Below are 26780 nucleotides of genomic sequence, written 5' to 3'. Positions count from 1 at the left end.
CCCAAAACCCCGACTCGCACCTTACCCACAGACTTACCCACAGAAACAAACCGGAATCACCCGACTCAACTCAGAACAAAAGCGAATCCCGAAAGCGGATTCGGTGAGGCCGGGGGTCGATTCCCCGATTCTGCCTGTGAAAATCGCCTCAAACCGCTAGCGGCTTCCGTTTCGGCACCATGCGCAGGGCGACAAGCGCCAGAATCACCGTGAGATAAATCAGCGGCTCAAGCTGAAAGCCCTTTCGCAGCATCACGAAATGGATCGCTCCCAGAATCGCGACGCCATAGGTCAGTCGGTGCAACTGCCGCCAGCGCGGCCCGAGAAAACGGATCGAGTGGTTATTCGAGGTCACCGCCAAGGGAACCATCAGCGCCCAAGCGGCCATACCAATAGTAATATAGGGCCGCTTGAGAATGTCGGCCCAGATCTGCCCTGCGATCTGCACATCCAAAAACAGCCAGACCAAAAGGTGACAACATATATAGTAGAAGGTGAGCAGCCCGAACGCCCGTCGAAACCGGATCATGTTCAGCCCGACAAACCGGCGCAGCGGAGTAATCGCCAATGTGACAATCAGCGCCTTGAGCCCAAGCCCCCCGAGCTCATGTTCCAGCGCCTCGATCGGCTCGACCCCCAGACCTCCCGTTGCGCCCATATATAGAAGTATAAAGGGTGGCAGCGCGCCGATAATATAAAGAGCGCTTACCGGCAGCCGCCGTGCCAATCGATTGAGGGTAGCGGTCATCGCTTAGAAATTCTCGGTAAGGTCCATACCATCATATAGCGAGGCGACCTCGGCGGCATAGCCATTGAACATCAAGGTCGGCTCGCGCCCTGCGAACAACCCGCCGCCAATGCGCCGTTCGGTGGCCTGGCTCCAGCGTGGGTGATCCACGTTCGGGTTCACATTACTATAGAACCCATATTCGCGTGGCCCGGCCTTGTTCCAACTGGTTGGCGGCTTTGTGTCGGTCAGGGTGATGCGCACCACCGATTTGATCGACTTGAACCCGTATTTCCATGGCACCACCAGCCGCAGCGGCGCGCCGTTCTGGTTCGGCAGCGGCTTGCCATAAAGCCCCGTCGCCAGGATAGTCAGCGGATGCAGCGCCTCGTCCAGCCGCAATCCTTCGACATAGGGCCAGTCAAGCACCGGGAAGCGAACCCCCGGCATCTCGTCGGGGCGCAACGCCGTCTCGAACGCTACATAGCGCGCGCCGTCCTTGACTCCGACCATGGCCAGAAGGTCGGCGAGTTCGAATCCGCGCCACGGCACCACCATGGACCAGGCCTCGACACAGCGCAGCCGATAGATGCGGTCTTCGATGGTCATTGCCGACATGATATCGGTAAGTTCGTATTCGCCGGGCCGATCCACCAGACCGTCTACCGTGACGGTCCAGGGCGCGGTGGTCAGCCTATGCGCGTGTTTCGCCGGATCGCCCTTTTTGACCCCGAATTCGTAATAATTGTTGTAAGTGGTGATTTCGTCCCAGCTGTTTGGCGTCAACATGTCATCGCTTGCCGCCGCCAGCGGAGCGGCCATTGCGGCAAGACCTGCACCCGCCGCGCCCAAGAGCAACGTGCGCCGGTGCAAATAGGCATCAAGCGGCGTGGCATCGGCAAATGTCAGGTCATTTTTCCAGCGGTGGGCCATTACGTTCTCCCCGGCATCCGTGCCTCAGAGTTAAAACCTCGGAGGCCAGCAGCCAAACCAATTCGCCTCACGTTTCAGCGACGGACCTGTAACTTGGACGGAGTTCGCGCAGCGCCAGACTTCATCCGGCCCCAATAGCACGAGCAAGAAGGCCCGCCAGATCGGCGGGCCTTGCTTTACTCTCAGCGCTAAGATTAGTGGACGACCGCATCCTGCGGCGGCTCGCGGTCTGCCGGCGCGATGCGGTCGCTGATGATCAGACCCTCGGGCCCGGCAGTGACCGGCACCGTCGCACCGTCGTTCACATCGCCTGCCAGCAGCAATTCGGCCAGCGGATCTTGCAACGCGCGCTGGATCACCCGCTTGAGCGGGCGCGCACCAAACACCGGATCATAACCCTCATCGGCCAGCCACTTATGCGCCGCCTCGTCCAGTTCAAGCGTGATCTTGCGCCCTGCAAGACGTTGCCCAAGCCGCTGAAGCTGGATATCGACAATGCCGTCCATGTTCTCGCGCGACAGCCGGTCGAAAATCACGATCTCGTCCAGCCGGTTCAGAAACTCGGGGCGGAAATGGGCCCGCACCGCATCCATAACGTCGCGCTTGGCGTCGGCTGCGTCCGCCCCATCCGGCAGTTGGCTCAAAGCCTGGCTACCGAGGTTCGAAGTCAGCACAATCAACGTCTGCTTGAAATCGACCCTGTGGCCTTGACCGTCGGTCAGAACCCCATCGTCCAGAACCTGCAACAGCACGTTGAACACGTCGGGATGGGCCTTTTCAACCTCGTCGAACAGCACCACCTGATAGGGGCGACGGCGCACCGCCTCGGTCAGAACGCCGCCTTCGTCATAGCCGACATAACCCGGCGGTGCCCCGATCAGGCGCGCGACCGAGTGCTTTTCCATGAACTCGGACATGTCGATACGCACCATTGCGTTGTCGTCATCGAACAGGAACTCGGCCACTGCCTTGGTCAGTTCGGTCTTGCCCACGCCAGTCGGCCCAAGGAACAAGAACGAGCCCAACGGCCGGTTCTCGTCATGCAGCCCGGCACGCGCCCGGCGTACGGCATTGGAAACAGCCCGTACGGCGGTGTCCTGTCCGATCACCCGGCGGTGCAGATCCTGCTCCATCCGCAACAGCTTCTCGCGTTCGCCTTCCAGCATCCGGGCAACCGGAATACCGGTCCAGCGCTCGACCACGGCAGCGATCTGTTCGGGGCGCACGGCCTCTTCGACCATCACGCCCTCTTCCTCGGCTGCCTCGGCCTCGGCCAGCTGCTTTTCCAGCCCCGGAATGACCCCGTAAGACAGCTCTCCGGCCTTGGCGAGATCGCCACCGCGCTTGGCGTGTTCCAATTCGATCCGCGCGCGATCCAGCTGTTCTTTGAGATCGCGCGCGCTGGCCAGCTTGTCACGTTCGGTCTGCCATTGCGCCGTCATCTCGGCAGATTCTTCCTGTAGGTCCGAAAGCTCTTTCTCCAGCCGATGCAGTCGGTCTTTGCTCGCCGTGTCATCCTCTTTCTTGAGCGCCTCGGCCTCGATCTGCATCTGCAGGATCTGCCGATCCAGTGCATCCAGTTCTTCTGGCTTGGAATCCACTTCCATGCGCAGCCGGCTCGCAGCCTCATCCATCAGATCGATGGCCTTGTCCGGCAGGAACCGGTCGGTGATATAACGGTGGCTGAGCGTGGCCGCAGACACAAGCGCGCTGTCGGAAATCCGTACACCGTGGTGCAGTTCATACTTTTCCTTGATGCCGCGCAGAATCGAAATCGTATCCTCCACGGTCGGTTCCTCGACCACAATGGGCTGGAACCGGCGGGCAAGCGCCGCATCCTTTTCGACATGTTTGCGGTATTCATCCAGCGTGGTCGCGCCGATGCAATGCAACTCACCCCGCGCCAATGCCGGCTTGATCAGGTTAGCGGCATCCATCGCACCGTCGGCCTTGCCGGCGCCGATCAGCGTGTGCATTTCGTCGATAAACAGAATGATCTCGCCTGCGGCATCGGTGACCTCGTTCAGGACCGCCTTTAGCCGCTCCTCGAACTCGCCGCGATATTTCGCGCCAGCAATCAGTGCACCCATATCCAGCGCCATCAGCTTCTTGTTCGCCAGGCTTTCAGGCACATCGCCATTGACGATCCGCAGCGCCAGCCCCTCGGCAATAGCGGTCTTACCGACGCCGGGATCGCCGATCAGCACGGGGTTGTTCTTGGTGCGACGCGACAATACTTGCATCGAGCGGCGGATTTCGTCGTCGCGCCCGATGATCGGGTCGATTTTGCCCTCGCGTCCAGCCTCGGTCAGATCATGCGTATATTTCTTGAGCGCCTCATAACCTTCTTCCGCCGTTGCCGTATCTGCGGTGCGCCCTTTGCGGATATCATTGATGGCTTCGTTCAATTTCTGCGCAGTTATCGCGCCGGCCTCCAACGCATCTTTTGCGGCAGATTTGACCATGCACAGCGCCATCAGAATGCGCTCGACCGGAACGAAACTGTCGCCGGCTTTCGTCGCCAGTTTTTCGGCTTCGTCCAACACGCGACCGGTAGCGCTGTCCAGATAGATCTGGCCGGCATCGCCGCTGACCTGCGGAATTTTTGACAGCGCCAGATCAACCGCCTCACGCACACGTTCTGGCGCGCCGCCCGCGCGGGAGATCAGGTTGCTGGCCAGCCCCTGATCGTCATCCATTAGAGCCTTCAGCAGGTGTTCGGGCGCGAGGCGCTGATGGCTTTCGCGCATCGCGATTGTCTGGGCCGCCTGAACGAAACCTCGGGCCCGCTCGGTGAACTTGTTCAAGTCCATACTGTTTCTCCTTCAATAAGCGCCCGCGTCGCCAGCGCCTGCGGTGCAGCGCGCCAAACAATGGGCCTTGGTCATAGATTTGGGAAAACCGTCGTCGCATTCAAGCCCTGACAGTGGCGATATGATCGGCAATCCACATGGACATCGCCCTGCACATGCGCCTAAGAAGGCCCGTGCAGACCGCTCCAGAGATTGACCGAAATGACCGATGACCGCCTGATTGTTGCCCTTGACCTGCCCGACGCGCTGCAGGCGCTGGCGCTGACCGAAAAACTGGGCCCATCCTGCGGGTTCTATAAAATCGGTTTGGGCATGTTGACGGGCGGCGGGCTGGCTTTGGCCAATGAACTGAAGCAAGAGCACGGCAAGCGCATTTTTCTGGACATGAAGCTGTTCGATATCGGTGCGACGATTCAGGCAGCGGTGCGCGGTCTGGCGCAGTTCGATCTGGATTTCCTGACCGTGCATGGCGATCCCCATGTAATCGATGCAGCCAAGCAGGGCGCAGCGGGCAGCGATCTGAAAATTCTCGCCGTGACCATCCTGACATCGCTGGATCGCGCCGATCTGGACGCCGGAATGATGAAACCGGGAGATCTGCCCGATCTGGTCTGCGAGCGCGCGGAAAAGGCATTTGCCGTCGGCGCGGATGGTGTCATTGCCTCGCCGCAAGAGGCCGCGCTGATTCGCGCCCTGCCCAATGCCAAAGATCGCCTAATCGTCACTCCCGGTGTCCGCCCTGCCGACGGCGACCCCGGCGATCAGAAACGAATCGCGACGCCCGCCAGCGCGATCCGCGATGGCGCCGATCATATCGTGGTCGGCCGCCCGATCTGGCAGGCCCAAGACCCGCGCGCCGCTGCTCAAGCGATCATAAACGAGCTAACAACAGTGTGAAGCCACCTGGTGTTGCCGGAGAACCACAAGTCGCACTGTTCTACACGGTCGTAAAAACGTGATTTTGCGAGCCCGGCTTCAAGGTGCATCATAAATCTAAAGTGGATACTCCCCCGACGAACTTTTTTCCTCCTATGGTTCGTCACCTCCCCCCGCCACCATTGCGGGGGGGTCTTTCCGTGAATGATACAAGAAATCGATGCGCCCGCACTCAATACGCCGCGTTGTTCGGGTTGTGACTGCCGTGATATATGGACACGATCCATTCTGACGGACCCTGCCCGATGCAAGCGCTGTGCCGCGATTGTCTGACCCTATCCACGCCGAGCCGCCGCTGCGCACATTGCGGCAGCCGCCGAATGCTGGCGCATGCGGAACTAAGTGACCTCGCCATCGCGCATATGGATTGCGACGCTTTTTATGCCTCGGTCGAAAAGCGCGACAATCCGGAGCTTGCAGACAAACCGCTGATTATCGGTGGCGGGCGGCGCGGAGTGGTATCAACCGCCTGCTATATCGCGCGCATCCGGGGGGTACGGTCCGCCATGCCGATGTTTCAGGCATTGAAACTCTGCCCTGAAGCGGTCGTGCTGAAACCGCGCATGACCGCTTACGCCGAGGCCAGCCGCAGCATCCGCGCCATGATGCAGGACCTGACCCCCGCCATCGAACCGCTGTCGCTAGACGAGGCGTTTCTGGATCTGACCGGAACCGCCCGCCTGCATGGCGCGCCGCCTGCGGTGATGCTGGCGCGGCTGACCAACCGGATGCGCGACGAACTGGGGCTGACCGGCTCGATCGGGCTGAGCTACAATAAGTTTCTGGCCAAGGTGGCGTCGGACCTCGACAAGCCGCGCGGATTTTCCGTGATCGGGCGCGGCGACGCCGCCGCTTTCTTGCGCGATCGGCCCGTCAGCCTGATTTGGGGCATCGGCCCGTCGGCGCAAAGCGCGCTAGAACGCGCCGGGATCCGCACATTTGCGGACCTGCTCCGGTGGGAGCGCACCGAACTCGTGGCAAGGTTCGGCGCAACCGGAGACCGGCTCTGGCATCTGGCCCGGGGCGAGGACACGCGCCCTGTTTCCGCCGACGCACCGGTCAAGTCGATCTCAAACGAAACCACCTTCGATGCGGATACTGACGATACCGACATTCTGGATGGCCATCTGTGGCGCATGGCGGAAAAGGTCAGCGATCGTGCCAAAGCCAAGGATCTGGCCGGTCAGGTGGTGACGCTGAAACTGAAGCGGGCCGACCACTCGACGCTGACCCGGCGCGTTGCTTTGCGCGACGCCACCCATATGGCGGATACGATCTATCGCACAGCGCGCGGACTATTTGATCGGGTGGCGGATTTGGGGCCGTTCCGCCTGCTGGGCTGTGGTATTTCCGACCTGGTGTCGGCAGATCAGGCCGATAAATCCGGCGACCTTCTTGACCCGGAAGCCGCCCAGCGCGGGCGTGCGGAGCGCGCCACTGACGCGATCCGCAACCGATTCGGCTCTGATGCGATTCGCAAGGGCCGAGCGCTGCGGTGATTCACTCGGCCGCCAGCGGCAACCGCTCTTGCCCGATTTCGGCGATCTCGCCGATCACGCCGCGCAAGACTTTGGCAAAGGCGTCGAAATTGGCATTGGGTCGAATTGCGCTCTCATCCATGTAAAGCGCCCGGTCGATCTCGATCTGGACTGCGTGCTGGCGGCGTGACGGGCGGCCATAGGCCTGTGCCACATAGGCCCCGGCAAACGGCGCGTTGCGTATCACAACCAGTCCAGCATTCACAAAGGCGGCTTCAACCCGGTCTACAATCGCAGGGTCAGCGGCGGCACCGAAGCGGTCGCCCAGTACGATCTGCGGTCGTCGGGGGCTGCGGCGGGCGACGTCGTCCAAAGCCTCGTGCGGCATCGAATGACAGTCGATCAAAATCGCCTGCCCGAACGATGCATGCGCTTCACGCAAAAGAGCAGCCAATTGGGTGTGGTAAGGTTGCCAATACCGGTTGATCCGTGCCTGTGCCTCGGCAATGCTGAGCTTCTCGCCATAGATCGCACGGCCATTGGCCACGACACGGGGAATCACGCCCAAACCAGAGGCCACGCGCGGATTATGGCCGGTTCGGAGGATGCCCTCGATCAGTGCCGGATCCAGCTCATCTGGCGACCGATTCAAGTCGATATAGGCACGGGGAACGGCGGCGCTAAGCAAGGGCGCGCCAAACTCGGGCGCGCACCCGAACAACCGGTCAACGAAAGCATCCTCGGAGGACCGAATCGTTCGCTCGTCCAACTGGCTTCGACGCAAAAACGCAGGCAAATACTCACAACCGCTGTGCGGCGACGCAAACACCACACTGGAAAGGCGCCTAAGTGGTTTGGCCAGATGAAAAGCTTCGTTCGACATGGACACTCCTATGTTAGAACAACATAGACTGGTTTGCGGCTTTGCCAAAAGGCCTTGATCCTTTCCCGAACTCCTTTTATAGAGCCCGCTACCAGCGTGGAAACTCGCGCCCTGTTATTGTTGTAGGGCAAAGGCATGCGCAGGTATTCATGGGCGATTAGCTCAGCGGTAGAGCACTTCGTTGACATCGAAGGGGTCACAAGTTCGAACCTTGTATCGCCCACCATGAATTCATTGTCTCGGTTCGCCGGGACACCCGCAACATCAGGCGCTGGCCCGCGCCGCAGGAACAGGAGAAGGCCATGAAGGTCAAAAACTCGCTCCGGTCGCTGAAGAACCGGCACCGCGATTGCCGTGTCGTGCGTCGCAAAGGCCGCGTTTACGTGATCAACAAGACCCAGCGCAGGTTCAAAGCTCGTCAGGGCTGAATCAGCGACACAGCTATTGCAAAAAAGGCCGCGCCCCTCTGGGCGCGGCCTTTTTCATTGGCAGCGGATGTGGAATATTCCTGAGTGATTTACATAGATTTTGGTTGATCCTGTTGACAGATGCTTTAACTGATTGTTTCAGTCGGGATTAAACCCGTCATACGAACCAAAGGACAGACATTATGAAAATGACCCCTTTCCTAGCTGCCACTGCACTGGGCGCGACCTTGGCTGGTAGCGTCGCTGCCGAGGGCGAGCTGAATCTGTATTCCTCACGCCACTATGACACCGACGAAAAGCTTTACTCCGAATTCACTGATGCCACTGGCATCTCCATCAACCGTATCGAAGGCAAAGGCGACGAATTGGCCGCCCGCATGAAAGCCGAGGGCGCGAACAGCCCGGCAGATGTTCTCATCGTGGTCGATACTTCGCGTCTCAAACGTGCCAAGGATGCGGGCCTGCTGCAATCCGTGGACAGCGAAATTCTGGAACAGCGCATTCCGGCCAACCTTCAAGACGCCGACAATCAGTGGTTCGGTTTCTCGCAACGCAGCCGAATCATCTTTTACGACAAGGATCAGATCACCGATCCGCCGCAGACCTATCTTGATCTGGCCGATTCGAAATACAAAGGTGAGGTTTGCATCCGCTCCTCCACAAACCCTTATAACCAGACGCTGCTGGCCGCGATCATCACCCATGACGGCGAAGAAGCTGCGAAAGAATGGGCCGAAGGTGTCGTCGCCAATATGGCGCGCCCCCCGCAAGGAGGGGATACCGACCAATTGCGCGGTCTGGTTTCAGGTGAATGCGGCATTGCTGTGTCCAACACCTATTATTTCGCACGCGCAATGCGCACCAATGTTGACGGTGTCAGCGACAGCATCGACCAGATCGGTTGGGTCTTTCCCGATCAGGACGGCAATGGCGCGCATATGAACCTCTCCGGTGCCGGTGTCGCCGCCAACGCCCCCAACCGGGACAATGCGGTAAAGTTTCTCGAATATCTCGCATCTGACCAAGCGCAGGTCTATTTTTCGGCGGGCAATGATGAATACCCTGCCGTGCGCGGCGTCGAGATTGCCGATTCGGTGGAAAAGCTTGGAAAGTTCAAGGCCGACGAGGTGAACCTGTCCGACGTGGCCCAGAACATCCCCGCCGCACAGCGCATTTTCGATCAAGTCGGCTGGAAGTAATCTTCGTTAGATACTGCAAAAAGGCGCGGGATTCCCGCGCCTTTTGTTACGTCCGAACAGCTCCCTTGCGGTGTCGCGTCTGCACTCCTATGTTTGGGTGATGACCCAGATCGTGCATCAGACCAGGTTTCTACTTCTGACGCGCCGGTAAGCCCGGTTTGCGTCTGACCTAGTACAGACCGCTTTCCGGGTCGCCTACTATCTAAAAATCTCGCCGCATTGCACGCCCCGCTATTGGGCGGCGCATCGCGCGGCACCAACTCGGCCAAACGACTATCAACAGGAGCATTCGGCCATGACTCAGACTCGACGCCGCGCACCGCGCGTGACCATCGACCAATTCCATTTGGCGGACCTCGAATCGCTGGCCGAGGGCGCGATGAACCGCGCACCGCAGGTCGCCGACAGGCTTTTCGAGGAATTGGGCCGCGCAAAGATTGTTAAGTCGGGCAAGCTGCCCTCTGATGTGGTTACCATCGGGAATACCGTCACCTATCGCGACGAAACGACAGGGGCCGAGCGCACGGTGACGTTGGTTTACCCGCAGGATGCAGACATCTCGCAAAACCGCGTCTCTGTTGTCACGCCGATTGGGGTCGCTTTGCTGGGCCTGAGTGAAGGTGCCTCGTTTTCGTGGGAAGCGCGCAATGACGTCACCCATCAATTGACTATCCTCAAGGTGGTACCCGGCACGGACAGCGATTAGGAATTGTTGCGTTCAATCGAATGATTGAAACCACTTAAACGCCACATGTCCTTATTGGCGCTCAGCGCCGCTTGCCCACCTGTCGGCAGATCAGAATCACCGGCAACAACCCCACCGCGACAATCACCAGCGACGGCACTGCGGCCCCTTCAAGCCGCTCGTCGCTGGCCAGCCGATAGGCCTGCACGGCCAACGTGTCGAAGTTGAATGGCCGCATGATAAGCGTCGCAGGTAATTCCTTCATCACATCGACAAAGACGATAAGCAGCGCGGTCAGCAAACTTGGCGTCAGCAACGGCAGATGCACCCGGCGCAAAGTGCCAAGTGGCGTGTGCCCAAGAGATCGCGCCGCAGCGTCCATATTGGCATGCACCGTGCTCTGCCCGCCCTCATAAGCCCCCAGCGCAGCGGCCAAGAACCGCACCAGATAGGCCGCGACCAGCAACCAGATCGATCCGGTAACGAGCAACCCGGTCGAAATATCAAATGTCGCCCGCATCCATGCGTCGAGCGCGTTGTCGAAAGCTGCAAACGGCACCATCAGCCCCACCGCGATCACGCCGCCCGGTACCGCATAGCCCAAGCGCGCAATATAGGCCGCCGCAGCAGAGCTACGTCCGGGGCGCAAACGGTGGAAAAATCCGACACAGATCGCAGCAAAAACGGTAACTGCCGCCGCCACACCGGCCAGTGTGACCGAATTTCGCAAGAATCCTAGATAACGATGGCTAAGCAGATCCTGTCCTCCGCTCAGCCCCATATCAAACAGAATCACCGTCGGCAGGGCGAACCCCAAAAGCACCGGTATGATACAGAGCACCAACGCCAGCACCGCCTGCCAGCCCGTCAGCTCAGCGGGCGGCATGTGCACGGTGCTTTTGCCGGCTTGATGATATTTGGCGCTGCCGCGCTGGACGCGCTCGATGATCGCAAGGAATAAGGCAAACCCCAGCAAACACAGCGCCAGTTGCGCTGCGCCGGCCCGGTCAGCCATGGAAAACCAGCTGGTATAAATGCCTGTGGCAAAGGTTTGCACACTGAAATAGGCGACGGTCCCGAAATCGGCGATGGTTTCCATCACCGTCAGCAACACGCCCCCGGCAATCGCCGGACGCGCCATTGGCAGACTGACCTTGAAGAACGCGGACCACGCGCTGGTACCCAGTGCCCGCGCCGCCAAAAACGCCGAGGCGCTTTGCTGCATGAATGCCGCCCGCGCCAGCAGATAGACATATGGATACAGCACCAAAACCAGCATCACCGCTGCACCACCAACCGAGCGGATTTCAGGAAACCAGTAATCGCGCGGCCCCCATCCGGTCACATCTCGCAGGGTTGACTGCACAATACCGGGATGGTCCAGCACATAGGTATAGGCATAGGCTAACACATAGGCCGGAAAGGCGAGTGGCAAGACCAGCGCGATTTCGAATATCCGCACGCCGGGAAAGCGCGTCATGGTGACCAGCCAGGCCGCGCCGACTCCGACAGCGAAGGTGCCCGTGGCGACCAACGCCACCAGCGAGAGCGTGGTCATCGTATAGCGCGGCAGAACGGTTTCCATCAGATGTTGGATCGTATCCGTGCCACCGGTTAATGCCGCGAGCGCGACCGCCAGCATCGGCAAAAGACATACGCCAGCCACCAGCCAAGCCATGCAAAACATAAGTCTGGTTCCACCGGCTTTGCGCCGGTTCGCGCCACGGGCGGCGATCATAGTTGTATCGGCCATGAGGTCGGTCCAATTTCAAAATAGCGGCCAAGGACCGCGTGCGTTCGCGCGCCGCCCTTAATCGACGATTTCACTCAGATTTACCAGACCCGATGTGAGAATCAAACATACCTGCGCTAATTCTCGGCAGCTAACCTGCGAAGGCTTGATCCCGGAGAAACAAAAAAAACCCGCGCCCGATCAGAAAGATCTTTGGCGCGGGTTGCGTTTTGTTGGCACTAAGCCGGGGTTCTTCCCTACTCTGCCGCCACTTGGCTTTCAGCGGCTTCGACTCTTACGGCAGCGAACTTGAACTCCGGGATCTTACCATAGGGATCGACCGCCGGGTTGGTCAGAACGTTGGCCGCAGCCTCGACAAAGGCGAAAGGCACGAACACCATATCGGGTGCCACCGCGCGATCCGCGCGCGCCATGAGCGTGATCGATCCACGCCGCGTGACCAGCCGTACCATGCCACCGGGCTCGACACCCATCTTGCGCAAGGTCGACGGATGCAACGAGCAGTTCGCCTCAGGCTCGACCGCGTCAAGCACGCGCGAACGCCGCGTCATCGAACCAGTATGCCAATGCTCCAACTGGCGACCAGTGGTGAGGATCATCGGATAGTCCGCGTCTGGCACCTCGTCGGGCGGAATCACGCTGGCTGGGGTGAACCTGGCCCGGCCACCCTCGCGCGGGAAGCCATCACCAAACACGATCGACTGCCCCGGATCCTCGGGCGACAGCGATGGATAGGTGACCGCGTTCTCGCGCTCAAGCCGCTCCCAAGTGATGTTGGCCAGTGACGGCATATTGATCGTCATCTCTGCGAACACATCCGCTGGGCTTTTATAGTCCCATTCCAGCCCCAGACGGTTGGCCAGATCAACGGTGATCTGCCAATCCTCGCGTGCTTCGCCCGGTGGGGCCAGCGCAGGGCGGCCCATCTGGACCTGCCGGTTGGTGTTGGTCACCGTGCCAGACTTTTCCGCAAACGCACTGGCCGGCAGGATCACATCCGCATAGTTGGCGGTTTCGGTGATGAACAGATCCTGCACCACCAGATGATCCAGCTTGGCAAACGCGTCACGGGCGTGATCGACATCCGGATCTGACATCGCCGGGTTTTCGCCCAGAATGTACATCGCCTTGGTGTTGCCCGCGTGGATGTCGTCAACGATTTCGGTGACAGTCAGCCCCGGCTCGGACGAGAAATCGCCCGATTCCCAGACCTCGGTAAAGGCGCTGCGCACACCGTCGTCCTTGACGCTTTGATAGTCGGGCAAGAACATCGGGATCAGCCCCGCATCAGACGCACCTTGCACGTTGTTCTGCCCGCGCAACGGATGCAGCCCAGTACCCGGCCGGCCAACTTGTCCGGCCATCAGCGCAAGGCTGATCAGGCAGCGCGAGTTGTCGGTGCCATGGATATGTTGCGATACACCCATGCCCCAGAAAATCATCGCCGCCCGCGCGCCCGCAAATGTTCGCGCCACGTCGCGCAAGACGTCGGGCTCGATACCGCAGATCGGCGCCATTTTTTCCGGGCTGAAGTCCTTGAGATGTTCCTTCTCGGCCTCCCAGTTCTCGGTATAGGCCTCGATATACTGGCGGTCATACAGCTCTTCTTCGACGATCACATGCATGATCGCGTTCAGCATCGACACATCCGCACCGGGGCGGAATTGCAGCATATGCGACGCGTATTTCCGCAATCCCACGCCGCGCGGGTCCATCACGATCAGCTTGCCGCCGCGCTTGGTGAACTGCTTGAAATAGGTGGCGGCGACAGGGTGGTTCTCGACCGGGTTGGCCCCGATGATAATCGCCACGTCGGCGTTTTCGATCTCGTTAAACGTCGCGGTCACCGCGCCCGAGCCAACGTTTTCGATCAATGCCGCAACCGAGGACGCATGACACAGCCGTGTGCAGTGGTCGACGTTGTTATGCCCAAAGCCCTGACGGATCAGCTTCTGGAACAAATAGGCTTCTTCGTTGGTGCATTTGGCGCTGCCGAAGCCAGCGACTTCGCGACCACGTCCGCGCAGACCATCGGCGGCGAAATCCATCGCCTCTTCCCATGTCGCCTCGCGAAAATGGGTCAGCGGATTGGCCGGGTCTACGTTCAGCCCCTTTGGCGGCGCGTCCTCACGGCGAATCAGCGGCTTGGTCAAGCGGTGCGGGTGATGGATATAGTCATAGCCGAACCGGCCCTTGACACACAGCCGGTTCTCGTTTGCCGGTCCATCGATACCGTCAACGTATTTGACCTTGTTATCCTTGACTTTCAGGCTGAGCTGGCAACCGACGCCGCAGAATGGGCAGACACTGCTTACTTCATAGTCGAAATCGGCGCTGTCGCCTTGCTGTGCGTCATCCAGAACGCTCGACTCCATCAGCGCGCCGGTTGGGCACGCCTGCACGCATTCGCCGCAGGCCACACAGGTCGAATCACCCATGGGGTCATTGAAATCCAATGTCGGATATGCATCGTGCCCGCGCCCGGCCATGCCGAACACGTCGTTCACCTGCACTTCGCGGCAGGCACGCACGCACAATCCACACTGGATACAGGCATCCAGATTGACGCGCATGGCCACATGGCTGTCATCCAGCAACGGCACGCGATCTTGCTCTAACTTCGGAAAGCGGCTTTCGCTAACTCCGGTGGCGTCAGCCATGTCCCAGAAGTGCGACGATCGGTCGCGGGCCTCTTCACGCGGCGGCTGATCGGCCACCAGCATTTCCATCACCAACTTGCGGGCGCTTGAAGCGCGCGCCGAATCAGTCGTCACGACCATGCCCTCGACGGGTTCACGGATACATGAGGCGACAAGATTCCTCTCGCCTTCAACTTCGACCATGCAAGCGCGGCAGTTGCCGTCCGGGCGATAGCCCGGTGCCGGCTTATGGCACAGATGCGGTATTACTAGACCGCGACCATTCGCCACCTCCCAAATGGTATCGCCAGCTTTAGCGGTAACTTCTGTACCGTCTAAGGTAAATCGGATCGTCTCGGACATTGCGCCCCTCCTTCATTCGGCCTCACTCTACACAGCAATACATCTGTGTGCGAGGCCTGCCGTGACAGCCTTGCGCGAAATTTATCTGTGACTGCTTCGGTCTGCAAGGTCCGACCGACTGGAAAGCGGCGCCGCCCTACCCTAAAAGAGCGGCAAGCAGGAGTTTTGCATCATGTCCCACATCACGCTCATCCGTCACGGGCAGGCGAATACCCACGCCCGCGACGAAGAAGAGTATGACCGCCTCAGCACGCTTGGCCATCAACAGTCGGGCTGGCTGGGCGAGCATCTGCGCCAGTCGGCCAGCCATCACACCCGACTATATACAGGCACCCTTTTGCGGCACCGTGAAACCGCCGCCAGCATGGCGCTTGAAACAGACCTGATCGAAGATGCAAGGCTGAATGAATTAGAATATTTCAACCTCGCCAGACTGATGGAAGAGCAACATGGCCTGCCCTTCCCGACCGAACGCGAGGATTTCGTCGCCCATCTGCCCCAGATCTTCACCGCCTGGAAGGCCGGAAAACTTGAAGGCACAGCCGAAACCTTCGCCGATTTCGAAACCCGCGTGGCCGAAGCGCTACATGATATTGCCATCGGTGACGGCCCGGCCCTGGTTGTCACATCCGGCGGCGTGATCGCCATCGCGCTGCGGCGGATGATGGAGCTGAACATCGCCTCCACCGCCAGAATTGCGCTGGCGATCATGAACACTTCGATGCACCGCCTGTTTCCCATCGGCGCGCAGCTTTCGCCAGTCCTGTTCAACGCGGTGCCACATCTTGACATCCCCGACCGCCATTTCGCCCAGACCCATTTCTAAGTAAGGATTCCGCCCATGCTGACCCTGCACTATGCGCCCGGCACCATCGCGACCACCGTCGCTATCACCCTGCACGAGAGCGGGCTGGAACATAAAACCATCCGGGTCGATTTCGCCAATGCCGAGCAGACGAAAGCGCCCTATCACCGCCTCAACCCCAAGGGCCGCGTGCCCGTGCTGGTGACGCCGCAGGGCGTGCTGACCGAAACCGGCGCGTTGCTGGAGCATATCGCAGCGCTGGCACCGCAAGCCGGTCTGGTGCCGACCGACCCGTTCGCCGCCGCCAAGATGCGCGAAACCATGTATTGGCTGGCCTCGACCATGCATGTGAACCATGCCCATCGCTTTCGCGGCAGCCGCTGGGCGAGCCAACCGGACTCATTCAAGGACATGGCCGCAAAGGTTCCCGAGAACATGACCGAGAATGCCGCATATGTGGAGAATCATGTTCTCACCGGTCCCTATGTCATCGGCGACAGGCTCACTCTGGCCGATCCCTACCTGTTCACGGTCTGCACCTGGCTTGCGGGCGACGGCGTGGATGTTTCCCCGTTTCCCAAATTGACAACCTTTATGGAGATCATGGAGAACCGCGCCTCGGTTCGGGCCGTTCGTGCCAAGGCCATGCTGTAACCCTCCGCGCTGGCTTCTTCTTGCAAAAAAATATCCCCGCTGGAGGCATGAAAAGCTCCGGCGCACCGGCGCGCAACAAATTCAAACAGCCAATTTACATCAATCCGTCTTCTTCGTCGCTTGCGGAAACGCCCAGCGCGTCCAGCCCATTCTCCAGATGATCGGGCAGATGCGGGCTGCCCAGAAGATAATCGGCGCAGGGTACTGAGGCCTCGGTCCGGGCGGTGGTGATCGCCTCTTGCAGGTCTGCGGCCTCGAAACTGCCGCGCCCGATCCACATGATCGCGACCAGTTCGGCCTGCTCATCCTCGTTCATGCGGCCGATGAAGGCACGCAATTCGGCTTCAGAGCGGTCAATCTCGCGCGCCATGATTGCCACCTGCGCTACTTTGGTTGGGGAAATATCCATCTCTTCACCTTTCTGCTCGCGACCTTGCAAACCGTCTGTTTTCACCGAAAACTTGTGTAACAGGCCGCTGGGCAAGCAACCGATGTGCCAATCATACGCGGTTTCCGCTCCCACACATAATGCGGCAAGAACTGTCTTCGGCCCAGAGCCAATCATTACATGTCCCCTGTCCCCATCTTGATATAAATCGACCAAACCACCTAGACTATTTCCAAAGCACGAATGGCACCCCCCATGAAACCCGGACCGAAGAACCTGATCACCGACATCGCCGGCTTGCGCGTGGGCAACGCGCAGGACGACAGCCTGAAATCAGGCACCACTGTCTTGACCGCCGACAAGCCCTTCACCGCGTCGGTACATGTGATGGGCGGTGCGCCGGGGACCCGCGAAACGGATCTGCTCGCACCGGATAAATCTGTAACAGCGGTTGATGCGCTGGTGCTCTCGGGCGGCTCGGCCTATGGACTCGACGCATGTTCCGGCGTGACAGAGGCGCTGCGCGCGGCAGGCCGGGGCTATCGTCTCGCGGACGCGGTGATCCCGCTGGTTCCTGGCGCGATCCTGTTCGATCTGCTGAACGGCGGCACCAAGGATTGGACCGACAACCCCTATCGCGCGTTGGGCCGCGCCGCATACGAGACCGCAAATCGCGAATTCGACCTCGGCACCGTTGGCGCGGGCACCGGCGCATTGACAGCAATGCTCAAGGGCGGGCTGGGCTCGGCCTCGTTCGTGCTCGACAATGGCGTCACGGTCGGGGCGCTGGTCGCCACCAATCCGATGGGCTGCGTCACCACGCCGGGCCAGCGCCACTTCTGGGCGGCACCGTTCGAGATCGCGGGCGAATTCGGCGGGCTTGGCCCCGATCCGGCGAGCGGTTTGGGCCGCATCGGCGACAGCGCCAAATTGCGCGCGATGCAAGGCTGCGGGGCCGAGCGGACCAACACCACCATCGCCATTGTCGCCACGGACGCGGCGCTGACCAAGGCCCAGTGCCATCGCCTTGCCATCGCCGCCCATGACGGAATCGGGCGCGCTGTGGTACCTGCCCACACTCCTGTGGATGGCGATCTGATCTTCGCCCTGAGCACAGACCTGCACCCGGTGCCCGACGACGCTCTTGGCGAAATCGGACATATGGCCGCCCTTTGCCTGAGCCGCGCCATAGCACGTTCGGTTTATCTAGCGCGTCCGGCACTTGGTGACCTTTTGCCCTGCTGGCAGGATGGCACGCCAACAGCGCCGGAGAAATCCTGATCGCACGCTATGAAAGGCGCTTCTCAACGGCCAGAATTTCGGCCTGACCATCGCCAACCATACCGCACCGAAAGATTACGGTACTTATCCCTGTCCCAACTGACGTTCTTAAATGACGGCAAGCCACTTCAAGACGTCGTTGAATCACTTGCTCGCAGCCACATATGATCATCAACCAAGAACCGGCTTTTGCGAGACAGCAATGGAAGAAATTGCCCGGCCGTTTTGCGCAGGATGAGTACCGTGTCGATAAATGCTTTTTACTTGGGACGGCTACAAAATGTGTAGGGAAGCGCGTAACGTTGCGCGACGCCGACGAGAAATCAATGCGTTAGGAGCCTTCCCATGCTTATAACATTGCGCCAACTGAGCGCATAAATTTGCGCTTATGATCAAGTGTGAATGAAGCTTGAGTCAATCGTCGTCGCGGAGACCTTTCGACCGGCGTTTCCGCGCGATCATCTGGCGGGTCCGCCGCTCCGCTTCCTTGGTCGAGACAAACCGACCCCGGCGCCGCTTAGCAAGCAGCTCCCGTAGTCGTTCGGTCTCATCGTCATTGCGGTGATCCGGATCAGAAGCGTGCTGATATAAGGTGGAAAGCTTGCGGAACCAGTCCGAATTTGCACAATCCAGCGCTTCGGCATTCTCTTCAAGCCAAATTCTGGCTCTCTGTTCGCGCGCGATTGGATGGAAGCTGTCTCCGACGATATCGTTAGTCGGGTCCTCCCATTGCACATCATTTCCGTACGACGACAAAACTCGTGGCCCGTCATCGATCCGCTCTGCCAAGTAGCCGCCTTGCTCCGGAGAGAGCGGTGCCAGTCGCATTACTCCAGAATCTGCGTCCGGCACCAGCTCCACGCCGTAGCGTGCACCTAAGCGCGCGAGGTCGCTGAGGAACCTCTGCAGGGTTTCACGATCCAGATATTCGCGACCATCGTTCACGAACTCTTCCATGCTCTCGTCCCGCTCCCAATCAGGTGGCGGCGTTTTGAGACTGCGGCGCGTCTCGTCGTTCAAGCGGTCACGCTTGTCTGTCATGATATCAAGGTAACGCCTCGCAGCGAAAATAGCGAGGCCCGCAGGATGATGCTGGTGGATTTTCTTGCCTGCATATCCAACCCCCAGCCGAGCGGCAGCGTTATATTTTGATGCCTCAGAGGCATGGGCGTTGCTGATTGTGCGATCAACACCTACACTTCCATAAGCAACCACGGATGAACCGCCCCGGGTTTACCGGAGAGTAAAACTCTCAAAGGATGAACTCGGGGCGGTTCATGGCAGGTCCTCTTTCTGGGTGCAATGTGATAGGATATCCTTGACCGAGGAGGCCACCAATGCATGAAGATAATCCTGACAAGGGTGCAGAGCCGCACTTTGCTACTGGGCGCGAGATCCACGAACGCCTGGCGCGCACCGGGCCACCACTCGATGTGACAATCCAAGGCCTCCCGCGTCGGCGACAAGCTCGACTGCCCATAGAGGAGCTTCCGCCGAAATGCTCCGAGCAGCGCCAGAGTGACCGAAAGACTGACACGTGATCCTGTAGTGCACAAATCTTACTCATCTATGAGCGTAGAGACACGGATTATTTCGCCCAGACATGTATCTGCGAGACAACGACAAAATATGCGCACAGTCGGCGAATGATCTGGCGTGAAAGCCCGACACCAGCGCATTGATTTCTCATACAGCCAAACGAAAGATACGCTTTTTACTACACTTTGCAGGGTTTCACGATCCAGGTATTCGCCATCTTCGCGCACGAACTGTTCCATGCTCTCGACCCGCTCCCCATCATGTAGCGGCGTTTCGAGATTGCGGCGCAGCTCATCGCTCAGGCGGTTGTGCTTGTCTGCCATGATATCAAGTTAACGCCTCGCGGCGAAAATCGCGAGGCCCGCGGGGTTCATGCTGGTGGATTTTCTTGCCTGTAGATCCGGGCCAAACCCAGCGGCAGCCTTATATTTTGATGCCTCAGAGGCTTGGTCGTTGCTGATTGTGCTATCAACACCTACACTTCCATAAGCAACCACGGGAGGCGAGACATGGCATCCCAACATAGCGTCAGATTAACCAAGAAGGCACCTTCTAAGATCCGGGATGCCTTCATGAAGCGAGTCCGTAACGCCATTCTCCGCATGGCTGATGAGGCATCGGAAGAGATACTGATTGCTGCCTTGGCGTCCGGGTCCGACATTGGGGCACTGGCTCTGGTGATTAGCAATCCATCTCTTGAAGACCCGGCCCTGGAGATCGACCCGTTGGCGCCGGCCAGAGCCCGCGCCCTTCAGCACCGCAAAGAGATCGCCGAGAAGGCAGGAGCTTTGCTCTCAACCGGAGAAGCAGCGGATATCCTCGGAATTTCCCGTCAGGCGGTCGATAAGCGCCGGAAAGCCGCTTCCATCTTGGCTGTTCGGGTGGGAAAGGGCTGGAAATATCCAAAGCTTCAGTTCAGAAACGGACAACCTCTCCCGCGCCTAAGAGATGTCCTGAGAGCCTATCATGGAGTTGAAGGGTGGGTTATTCTGGACTCCATGTCGGCTGAGGCTTCCGCATATGGAAATCGATCGATCATCGCCCTTCTTGAGCAAAGTGATAACCGGATGCTGGATCGCGCCATTTTAGAAATCGAGGAACATTACGCACCTTGACCCTCGTCAATGCACGCGCGCCACCCCCTCCTTACCGCAGGTATTTTGACCCCGAGAAGCCCTGGATCATGTCAATGTCGATCGTAACATTGTTATAGGCGCCATCGCCAAAGCCCATCAGGGTCAGGATCGGGTTCGGGGTCTCCATATGCTGCTTGACGCTTGCGAAAGCGGTGTAGTGGCGTAGCAGCCTTTCCCTGACCTCCGGTTTCTTTAAGTCCTCGATATCCATCCGCTTCTCAAAAGCTTTCTTGCGGCCGTCGACATTCACTTTCGAGAAATCTTCGGACAGGCCAAAGGCCGTCTGGAAAAAGGAGTTCATCTCCTTATCTGCAATGACCTTGTACCAGTTGGTGAGCCCGTCCACCTTCTTCTCGAAGGACAGCGCCAAGCCCACGCCTTCGTTCTCGTCCTTCTGGCTGTTGATAACCTGCTGGTTGACGTAAAGATCGACCATTCCCTTGACCCAGTCGGGGTCCTTGAAGCTCAGGCTCGCCTTGCCATCGGTGTCAAACCCCAGCGCTTTGTTGATTTCCTTATACTTGTCATCGGACAGCCGGCTGGCGAGGGAGGACTTATCCTCCAAGTCAGACGTTAGGATTTTCCTCATCATGGCTTTGGCGTATATCTCGCCTTCCATGTCGAACGCCTTCATCACGAAAGAGAAGACTTCATAATCCTTGGTCAGATCATCGACGGTTTCAATCGATCCGATCCGCTCTTGGAAGGCGGCAATCTCGCGCTTGGACATCGGATCTTTGCGGATGCCAGTTTCGAATAGTTCTCGGTTCTCACTGACAAGCCGCAAACCCACCCCGACCGGCATTCCATGCGTGGAAATCATTCTACGGTCCTCCTAAGCAGACTCAGCCTCACTCGGCCAAATGCGCCAGCGCCAGAAGGCGATCTTCATAGGCCATCACCGGGCGTAGGCATTGCAGGGCCTTATAAAAATTACGGGTATGCAGCGCCGTGCGAGCCTCCTCCAGATTCTCGCCTTGGCTGCCGCCAAGGGCAGCACTGACCTCGTCTAAGGCGCTATAGGCCTTAGGGAGCGACGCATCGCGGTCCGCAGGGCTCGCCAGGGCCACTTGAATGAAATAGCACAGGCGGCGCACCGGGGTCGTGGCTTCACTCTGCGTGATGATCTCTTCTCCGCGCAGAACATCCGAGTGGTTCTCGATTTCAATCACGATGCGGCTGTTATTGACATTGCGAATGATCGAGCCGTTGACGATGACCCGGTCATTGGCGTGAAGGGTGAGGCGCAGTCCCATTATGCCACCTCGCCGGTCTGTCCCGACAGCGCGCCGAGAATGGAATTATTGACGTCAATCAGGGCACCAACATTGCCCTCGGCGACGAGAACACGGGTGGTGTGGGTCTCGACGAATATCGCCAACGACAAGAGATCTGCCCGCAGCTCGCCCGGAAGCGCGTTGCCCTCACGGACCAGATCGTTCTTGAAGATCTGCCAGAGCTTGAGATTGTCCGACAGCGCATCGCGCAGACCGTCCGAAAGAATCTGCAGTCGTTCAGGTTTTGCGGGGCTGCCGTCAAACCGCTCCCGGCTCTCGATCAGGCAATTGTTCATCCGGGCCAGGATCCGACGCTCGATCTGGCGCGGGTTCTCGGTATGTTTGATGGTTTTCTTATAGGCGGAGAGGGCCGATGCGGAATTCATATTATCACCTTCTGGCGGTTAATGGGCGTTCTGCCCGTGAACGCATAAAACCCGCCCCGGTAAGCCGGGGCGGGGGAAGTTCAAGAGGGAGTGACCCCGGTCACTGGAACAGCGCCAAGACGCCCTGCGGCGCGTTGTTGGCAATCGAGAGCGACTGCGTGGCCAACTGCTGCTGGGTCTGCAGTGCCTTCAGGCGGGCCGCCTCTTCTTCCATGTCCGCGTCAATCATCGAGCCGATGCCGGAGTCCAGGTTGTCGACCAGGCGGCTGAGGAAGTCCTGCTGGTTTTCGAGGGATTTCTCGGCAAGACCAAGAGTAGTGGCAGCAGCGATCGCCCCCTTAGTCGCGGTTTCAGCGCTCAACAGTGATTTCTCAAGATAGGTAGCGCCAGTGCCGTCAGTCTCCGCGCCGGTCCTAAATCCAGTCGCAATCCCCTTGAAGTCTGATGTCAATGCGGCAAGGTCGACTTGCTGAATCGTCAATTTAGTGACGGACATGGTCCCGCCTTCGCGGGATATGCCGGTTACTGTGTCTCGGGTGGGCTCAGATTTGACAGAGGGTCCAACCGTGCCGTCTGTATTAGGCGTGCCGTCGGCAGGAATAGTATCAATGCCTGCGGCATTAACCATATCATCCCCGTTAAAGGTCGCCTGTTGGACGGTTGTTTCCATCTGCTTGACCAGCTCAAGCAGCTCTTTCTCGACCTGCTCATATCCACCGACCGCGCCTTGGGCAAAAGCGACCCGTTCGGTAAACTGCTGGGCCAGATCCTTGAAGGTTTCGGCGCCAAGACGGGCGGTGGCGACCGAGTTCTTGGTCAGTGTCATACCTTCACTGATCGCGGAATAGGCCGAGCTGTCGCCCTTCATCGATTCCGAGATCTGGAAATAGGCGGCGTTGTCCTTCGCCGAGCTGACCTTGAGGCCGGACGAAATCCGATCCTGGGTGGTGTTTAGGTTCTTGTTGATGTCACGCAGCTGCTGAAGCGCGTTCATCGCGGAGGTGTTGGTAATCAAAGATGTCATGCGATGTTTCCTTTTTTCTGTATCGCGTGCGCCTTCGGTTTCTTCCGAAGGCGACCGGAGTGGACCGACCTAAAAGGGGCTAAAGGCGAAGATTGTTAAGGAAAGGTTTCGACCTGAAGTGATCGCAAAATCTTTGCCTAAATCCATGCGCCTCCATTGACTGGAGACGCATAGCTTCGCGAAGATCAGGCCCCGTTTACTGGAACAGCGCCAGCACGCCCTGCGGTGCGTTGTTGGCGATCGAGAGCGATTGCGTGGCCAGCTGCTGCTGGGTCTGCAGCGCCTTCAGGCGGGCCGCCTCTTCTTCCATATCCGCGTCAATCATCGAGCCGATGCCGGAGTCCAGGTTGTCGACCAAGCGGCTGAGGAAATCCTGCTGGTTATCGAGGGACTTCTCGGCAAGGCCGAGTGTGGTGGCGGCAGAAATCGCCTTCTTGCTTACAGATTCGGCGCCTTTCAAGGCTACCGTAAGAAATTCTGCTCCAGTGTCGGCTTGATCGGTACCCTTCGCACCGGCCACGAAAGCGCCAGAGATTGCCTCGAAGCCCTTCATCATTGCATGCAGGTCAACATGATCAATCTGGAGGGTCGTGATATCGAAACCGTCAGTGCCAGTGCGCGTGATCCCCGTCACGGTGTTGCGCGACTCTTCAAGCAGACCTGCTTCGCTGAATTCCCACTCTTCGTTAGGTGCCGTACCGGTGTAGCTGAATGACGCTGCTATAGGGTCGTCACTGCCGTCGAGTTTAGCGGTACCCGCCGCGTTGACCATATCATCGCCGTTGAAGGTCGCCTGCGAAATGGTGGTCTTCATCTGCTTGACGAGTTCATCCAGCTCTTTACCGATCTGGTCATAGCCGCCGACCGCACCTTGGGCAAAGGCGACACGTTCGGTGAACTGCTGGGCCAGGTCCTTGAAGGTTTCGGCGCCAAGACGGGCCGTTGCGACGGAGTTCTTGGTCAGGGTCATGCCCTCACTGATCGAGGCATAGGCGGAACTGTCGCCCTTCATTGATTCAGAAATCTGGAAATAGGCGGCGTTGTCCTTCGCCGAGCTCACCTTGAGGCCGGAGGAAATCCGATCCTGTGTGGTGTTGAGGTTCTTGTTGATGTCACGCAGCTGCTGAAGCGCATTCATGGCAGAGGTGTTGGTAATCAAAGATGTCATGCGATGTTTCCTTTTTTCGTATCGCGTGTGCCTTCGGTTTCTTCCGAAGGCGGTCGGGGACTGTGCCGACCTAAAGGGGCTAAAGGCGGAAAAGGTTTAGGAAAGGTTTAGTGAGGCGAGAAAATTTGAAATTTAGTAGTTTTCGTGACGCGCCCCGCGAAAGAATGCCGATATCATCTTGAAGCTGTCCTGAACTGAGATCACTCGCGCCACTGCTGGGCAGCCAGCGGGCGCCACGAGGTGGCGGCAGATCAGGCACGCCATTTAGCGCGGCAATCAAGTTTCATAGGTCATGGCGTGCGTAGTGCGAGGCATCGGAAGATGCATGTGCTATGGCAAAGCTCGCGAGTGGCGCCAGTGCGACGAGATGACCACGCCAAGCCTTGCCGTCCTGGAAGGCGCCAACGGGCTCGATGCCTTGTTGCGTAAGCATCCGGATCAGGTGGCGCGGCGAGGTTCCTGCCTGCCGAGCCAAGACCGATACAGGCACATAGGTTTCTTGGAAACGGGCCAGAGCATCAGCGCGCACGACCCGGCCGACCGCTCCCGCATGGTCAAACTCTTCATGTTCGAGAAGACCCTGAAGGCACCATCTGGAAATACACTGCGCTTTCCACCCGGTCAGGGCGGCAACTTCCTGAACCGTATACCCTGGACCTCGGCGCATTTCCTTCAACACCCGCTCAACCTCTTCGCGATCAAATCTGAACTCAGCGAGTTTGCCACCGGTGCTGTCGAGGTCGGGACGCAGTTCCCCGTTCGCGATAAGCCGCAAAACCTCGTTCAACCCCTTGAGGTCTGTCGTAAAACGCAGGTTCAGCTCGCGAAAGGCGATCGATTTCGCTACCACGGGAGACGACTGCCTCGCGATGCCGGCTACAATTTGTGTCAGGGCAACGCGATCGAACAGGCCGTCAACGAGGGGAGGTCGCTCTGCTGGGAGCGCCTCTGACACGAATTTCGAACGCACCAGCAGGTCGAACTGTTTACGAGAAATCCCCAATTGCTCACGCGCCGAGGTTTTATCAATAAAGCGGGCGCGATCTGTCAGCACCTGGTCAATAACGGCACGCCTTACGGTCGTGTGCCGATGCCCGAAACCGGATGAAAATATTTGGCCGTCGATGAGGTCTTTCGAAACGGCGTCGACAATGCGTTCAGCGCTGATGCCGATCAATCGGGCAGCTTCGGCAGCTGACACCCAGTCTCTCTCGGTTTCGGTACCGACTGCGCCTCCGGTATATGCACCATCAAATTCGCGGGCGACTACATCCTCAAGCACTGCACGAAAATCCAGATACGCCTTGTCCGTAAACTGCATCAAACTATGGTACCATTTCCCAAGACGCGCCGGCGCCGAGGATGCGGTCTGGTCACCGGCAGCGAGCCGCGCTGAAACCTCATGCTGGAAACCCATTGGCCAATTGCAGAGAAGGTGCTGCGCGTCTGCCAGAAAACTTTGCGCTTCTTTGACCGTTTTTGGGAAAGGTAGCTTGCCCGGCTTGCCAGTTATGGCGGGGCTCTGACTGCCGCCAAGGAAGTGCAGAAAGCTTCCGATATCGCTCGGATTCCGGAAGGCCAACGAGGGTGGTAATGTGGCCCTTGCCGGATGCATTTGCCCGCCGATCACGGCTGAAATAGCCAGCTCCCAATCCGCTGCTTTTTTATGAACCAGCCGGTCAAGGGGGCACCCGCAAGAACAGCTTCCATAGCCTCCGGCACCTGGGCGTAACTGTTCCAGACACATTGGACAGGAATCAATCAGCACGAGTTCATGCTCTACGCAACTGGTGACGAACGCGTGGCGCCAAGCTTGGTGATGCGGGCGTCCGGTAGAGATGCACTCTGGGCAGACCGGCGCGCTGTGATGCCTCTCAAACCGCCAGTTAAACCGAGCTGCAGAAGCTTTGGCGGAAGGTAGGAGGGGGTTTAAGATCCCTTCAGGCAATTCAAGGAGCCGCTCTACCTCATCCGCGTCCTCGATCAGCCTCCGACCGTATTGAAGACCGACGCCACCCAAAAGATCGGTGACGTCCGCCCAAAGCTCGGCTTCCGCAAGGCGGCGTAGGTAGCCATCAAGGCTCTCATTAGGCTCAGGGTGGATAGGTGCGATCATGAGGCTGCTCTCACATCCCACGCAACCTCATAGCCCGCGATGGTGTCTGCTTCAAACTCAAGCCCGGCTTCGGCTGGTCCAGCCCCCGTTTCACCGGACACCTAAGCGGTTTCAGTTTCGGCCCTTATGAACTCGCGAGGCGATTTCCATTTCAGGCCGCTGTGTGGGT

The 26780-nt window shown here is 58.9% G+C and carries 24 protein-coding genes and 1 tRNA gene; 10 read left to right on the top strand and 15 right to left on the bottom strand.

Annotated elements, in window-relative coordinates; genetic code table 11:
- Window positions 1–148: 148 nt before the first annotated feature.
- The 3 genes from msrQ to clpB form a co-directional block, all read right to left on the bottom strand.
- Entirely contained in the window at window positions 149–748 is a 600-nt protein-coding gene (msrQ, locus tag JAO82_RS13755; RefSeq protein WP_198686968.1) for a protein-methionine-sulfoxide reductase heme-binding subunit MsrQ, read from the bottom strand.
- Window positions 749–751: 3 nt separating this feature from the next.
- The gene (msrP, locus tag JAO82_RS13750; protein ID WP_198686967.1) at window positions 752–1660 is read right to left on the bottom strand and encodes a protein-methionine-sulfoxide reductase catalytic subunit MsrP; all 909 of its coding nucleotides are present in this window, start codon (window positions 1658–1660) and stop codon (window positions 752–754) included.
- 194 nt (window positions 1661–1854) lie between these two features.
- On the bottom strand, window positions 1855–4473 hold the full coding sequence (gene clpB / locus JAO82_RS13745) for an ATP-dependent chaperone ClpB (RefSeq protein ID WP_198686966.1): 2619 nt from the start codon (window positions 4471–4473) through the stop codon (window positions 1855–1857).
- 201 nt (window positions 4474–4674) lie between these two features.
- Here clpB and pyrF point away from each other — a divergent pair, with 201 nt between their 5' ends.
- Window positions 4675–5370 carry an orotidine-5'-phosphate decarboxylase gene (gene pyrF, locus JAO82_RS13740; protein ID WP_198686965.1) on the top strand — a complete coding sequence of 232 codons (696 nt, stop codon included), beginning with the start codon at window positions 4675–4677 and terminating at the stop codon, window positions 5368–5370.
- Between the two features lie 284 nt (window positions 5371–5654).
- A complete protein-coding gene (locus tag JAO82_RS13735) occupies window positions 5655–6908 on the top strand; it encodes a DNA polymerase IV (RefSeq protein WP_198686964.1) in 1254 nt (417 codons plus the stop codon).
- 1 nt (window position 6909) lies between these two features.
- Here the strand turns inward: JAO82_RS13735 and JAO82_RS13730 are convergent, their stop codons facing one another.
- Entirely contained in the window at window positions 6910–7770 is an 861-nt protein-coding gene (locus tag JAO82_RS13730; protein WP_198686963.1) for an N-formylglutamate amidohydrolase, read from the bottom strand.
- A 151-nt stretch (window positions 7771–7921) separates the two neighbouring features.
- Here JAO82_RS13730 and JAO82_RS13725 point away from each other — a divergent pair.
- The 4 genes from JAO82_RS13725 to rnk all read left to right on the top strand — a co-directional run bounded on the left by JAO82_RS13725 (window position 7922) and on the right by rnk (window position 10103).
- Window positions 7922–7996 (top strand) — tRNA-Val (locus JAO82_RS13725).
- 76 nt (window positions 7997–8072) lie between these two features.
- The gene (gene ykgO, locus JAO82_RS13720; protein ID WP_008562923.1) at window positions 8073–8198 is read left to right on the top strand and encodes a type B 50S ribosomal protein L36; all 126 of its coding nucleotides are present in this window, start codon (window positions 8073–8075) and stop codon (window positions 8196–8198) included.
- Between the two features lie 182 nt (window positions 8199–8380).
- Window positions 8381–9397, top strand: a complete 1017-nt coding sequence (locus tag JAO82_RS13715) for an extracellular solute-binding protein (RefSeq protein ID WP_198686962.1) — start codon at window positions 8381–8383, stop codon at window positions 9395–9397.
- A 295-nt stretch (window positions 9398–9692) separates the two neighbouring features.
- Window positions 9693–10103 carry a nucleoside diphosphate kinase regulator gene (gene rnk / locus JAO82_RS13710; RefSeq protein ID WP_198686961.1) on the top strand — a complete coding sequence of 137 codons (411 nt, stop codon included), beginning with the start codon at window positions 9693–9695 and terminating at the stop codon, window positions 10101–10103.
- Between the two features lie 61 nt (window positions 10104–10164).
- Here the strand turns inward: rnk and JAO82_RS13705 are convergent, their stop codons facing one another.
- Entirely contained in the window at window positions 10165–11835 is a 1671-nt protein-coding gene (locus JAO82_RS13705; RefSeq protein WP_198686960.1) for an ABC transporter permease, read from the bottom strand.
- Between the two features lie 236 nt (window positions 11836–12071).
- Window positions 12072–14837, bottom strand: a complete 2766-nt coding sequence (gene fdhF, locus JAO82_RS13700; RefSeq protein WP_198686959.1) for a formate dehydrogenase subunit alpha — start codon at window positions 14835–14837, stop codon at window positions 12072–12074.
- A 172-nt stretch (window positions 14838–15009) separates the two neighbouring features.
- Between fdhF and JAO82_RS13695 the strand changes: the two genes are divergently transcribed.
- Both JAO82_RS13695 and JAO82_RS13690 read left to right on the top strand, forming a co-directional pair.
- Complete coding sequence (locus tag JAO82_RS13695) at window positions 15010–15663, top strand: histidine phosphatase family protein (protein ID WP_198686958.1); 654 nt, start codon at window positions 15010–15012, stop codon at window positions 15661–15663.
- 18 nt (window positions 15664–15681) lie between these two features.
- Complete coding sequence (locus tag JAO82_RS13690) at window positions 15682–16296, top strand: glutathione S-transferase family protein (protein ID WP_198686970.1); 615 nt, start codon at window positions 15682–15684, stop codon at window positions 16294–16296.
- Between the two features lie 94 nt (window positions 16297–16390).
- Here JAO82_RS13690 and JAO82_RS13685 read toward each other — a convergent pair whose 3' ends face one another.
- Window positions 16391–16705 carry a DUF3775 domain-containing protein gene (locus JAO82_RS13685; RefSeq protein ID WP_198686957.1) on the bottom strand — a complete coding sequence of 105 codons (315 nt, stop codon included), beginning with the start codon at window positions 16703–16705 and terminating at the stop codon, window positions 16391–16393.
- Between the two features lie 234 nt (window positions 16706–16939).
- On the opposite strand from JAO82_RS13685, the gene JAO82_RS13680 reads away from it, so the two are divergent.
- Window positions 16940–17965 (top strand): P1 family peptidase, encoded by a 1026-nt coding sequence (locus JAO82_RS13680; protein WP_198686969.1) that lies wholly within the window; start codon window positions 16940–16942, stop codon window positions 17963–17965.
- Window positions 17966–18379: 414 nt separating this feature from the next.
- On the opposite strand, the gene JAO82_RS13675 is transcribed toward JAO82_RS13680, so the two are convergent.
- Together JAO82_RS13675 and JAO82_RS13670 are read right to left on the bottom strand one after the other, a co-directional pair.
- Window positions 18380–19006 carry a hypothetical protein gene (locus JAO82_RS13675; RefSeq protein ID WP_198686956.1) on the bottom strand — a complete coding sequence of 209 codons (627 nt, stop codon included), beginning with the start codon at window positions 19004–19006 and terminating at the stop codon, window positions 18380–18382.
- A 518-nt stretch (window positions 19007–19524) separates the two neighbouring features.
- Window positions 19525–19827, bottom strand: a complete 303-nt coding sequence (locus JAO82_RS13670) for a hypothetical protein (RefSeq protein WP_198686955.1) — start codon at window positions 19825–19827, stop codon at window positions 19525–19527.
- A gap of 186 nt (window positions 19828–20013) precedes the next feature.
- Here JAO82_RS13670 and JAO82_RS13665 point away from each other — a divergent pair, with 186 nt between their 5' ends.
- Window positions 20014–20619 carry a helix-turn-helix domain-containing protein gene (locus JAO82_RS13665; protein ID WP_198686954.1) on the top strand — a complete coding sequence of 202 codons (606 nt, stop codon included), beginning with the start codon at window positions 20014–20016 and terminating at the stop codon, window positions 20617–20619.
- Window positions 20620–20650: 31 nt separating this feature from the next.
- On the opposite strand, the gene JAO82_RS13660 is transcribed toward JAO82_RS13665, so the two are convergent.
- From JAO82_RS13660 to JAO82_RS13635, 6 genes are all read right to left on the bottom strand, one after another.
- Window positions 20651–21445 (bottom strand): DUF1217 domain-containing protein, encoded by a 795-nt coding sequence (locus tag JAO82_RS13660; protein WP_198686953.1) that lies wholly within the window; start codon window positions 21443–21445, stop codon window positions 20651–20653.
- Between the two features lie 46 nt (window positions 21446–21491).
- The gene (locus JAO82_RS13655; protein ID WP_198686952.1) at window positions 21492–21896 is read right to left on the bottom strand and encodes a flagellar biosynthesis repressor FlbT; all 405 of its coding nucleotides are present in this window, start codon (window positions 21894–21896) and stop codon (window positions 21492–21494) included.
- On the bottom strand, window positions 21896–22303 hold the full coding sequence (locus tag JAO82_RS13650; RefSeq protein WP_198686951.1) for a flagellar biosynthesis regulator FlaF: 408 nt from the start codon (window positions 22301–22303) through the stop codon (window positions 21896–21898). The genes JAO82_RS13655 and JAO82_RS13650 overlap by 1 nt, the downstream gene beginning before the upstream one ends.
- A gap of 100 nt (window positions 22304–22403) precedes the next feature.
- On the bottom strand, window positions 22404–23327 hold the full coding sequence (locus JAO82_RS13645) for a flagellin N-terminal helical domain-containing protein (protein WP_198686950.1): 924 nt from the start codon (window positions 23325–23327) through the stop codon (window positions 22404–22406).
- A gap of 196 nt (window positions 23328–23523) precedes the next feature.
- Complete coding sequence (locus JAO82_RS13640) at window positions 23524–24495, bottom strand: flagellin (RefSeq protein ID WP_198686949.1); 972 nt, start codon at window positions 24493–24495, stop codon at window positions 23524–23526.
- A gap of 283 nt (window positions 24496–24778) precedes the next feature.
- Entirely contained in the window at window positions 24779–26611 is a 1833-nt protein-coding gene (locus tag JAO82_RS13635) for a TniQ family protein (RefSeq protein ID WP_198686948.1), read from the bottom strand.
- Between the last annotated feature and the right edge of the window lie 169 nt (window positions 26612–26780).

The sequence above is a fragment of the Pontibaca salina genome (assembly GCF_016307205.1).
Classification (GTDB): domain Bacteria; phylum Pseudomonadota; class Alphaproteobacteria; order Rhodobacterales; family Rhodobacteraceae; genus Pontibaca; species Pontibaca salina.
Note: the sequence above shows the minus strand (reverse complement) of the source record. Positions and strands in the feature narration are given on the sequence as shown.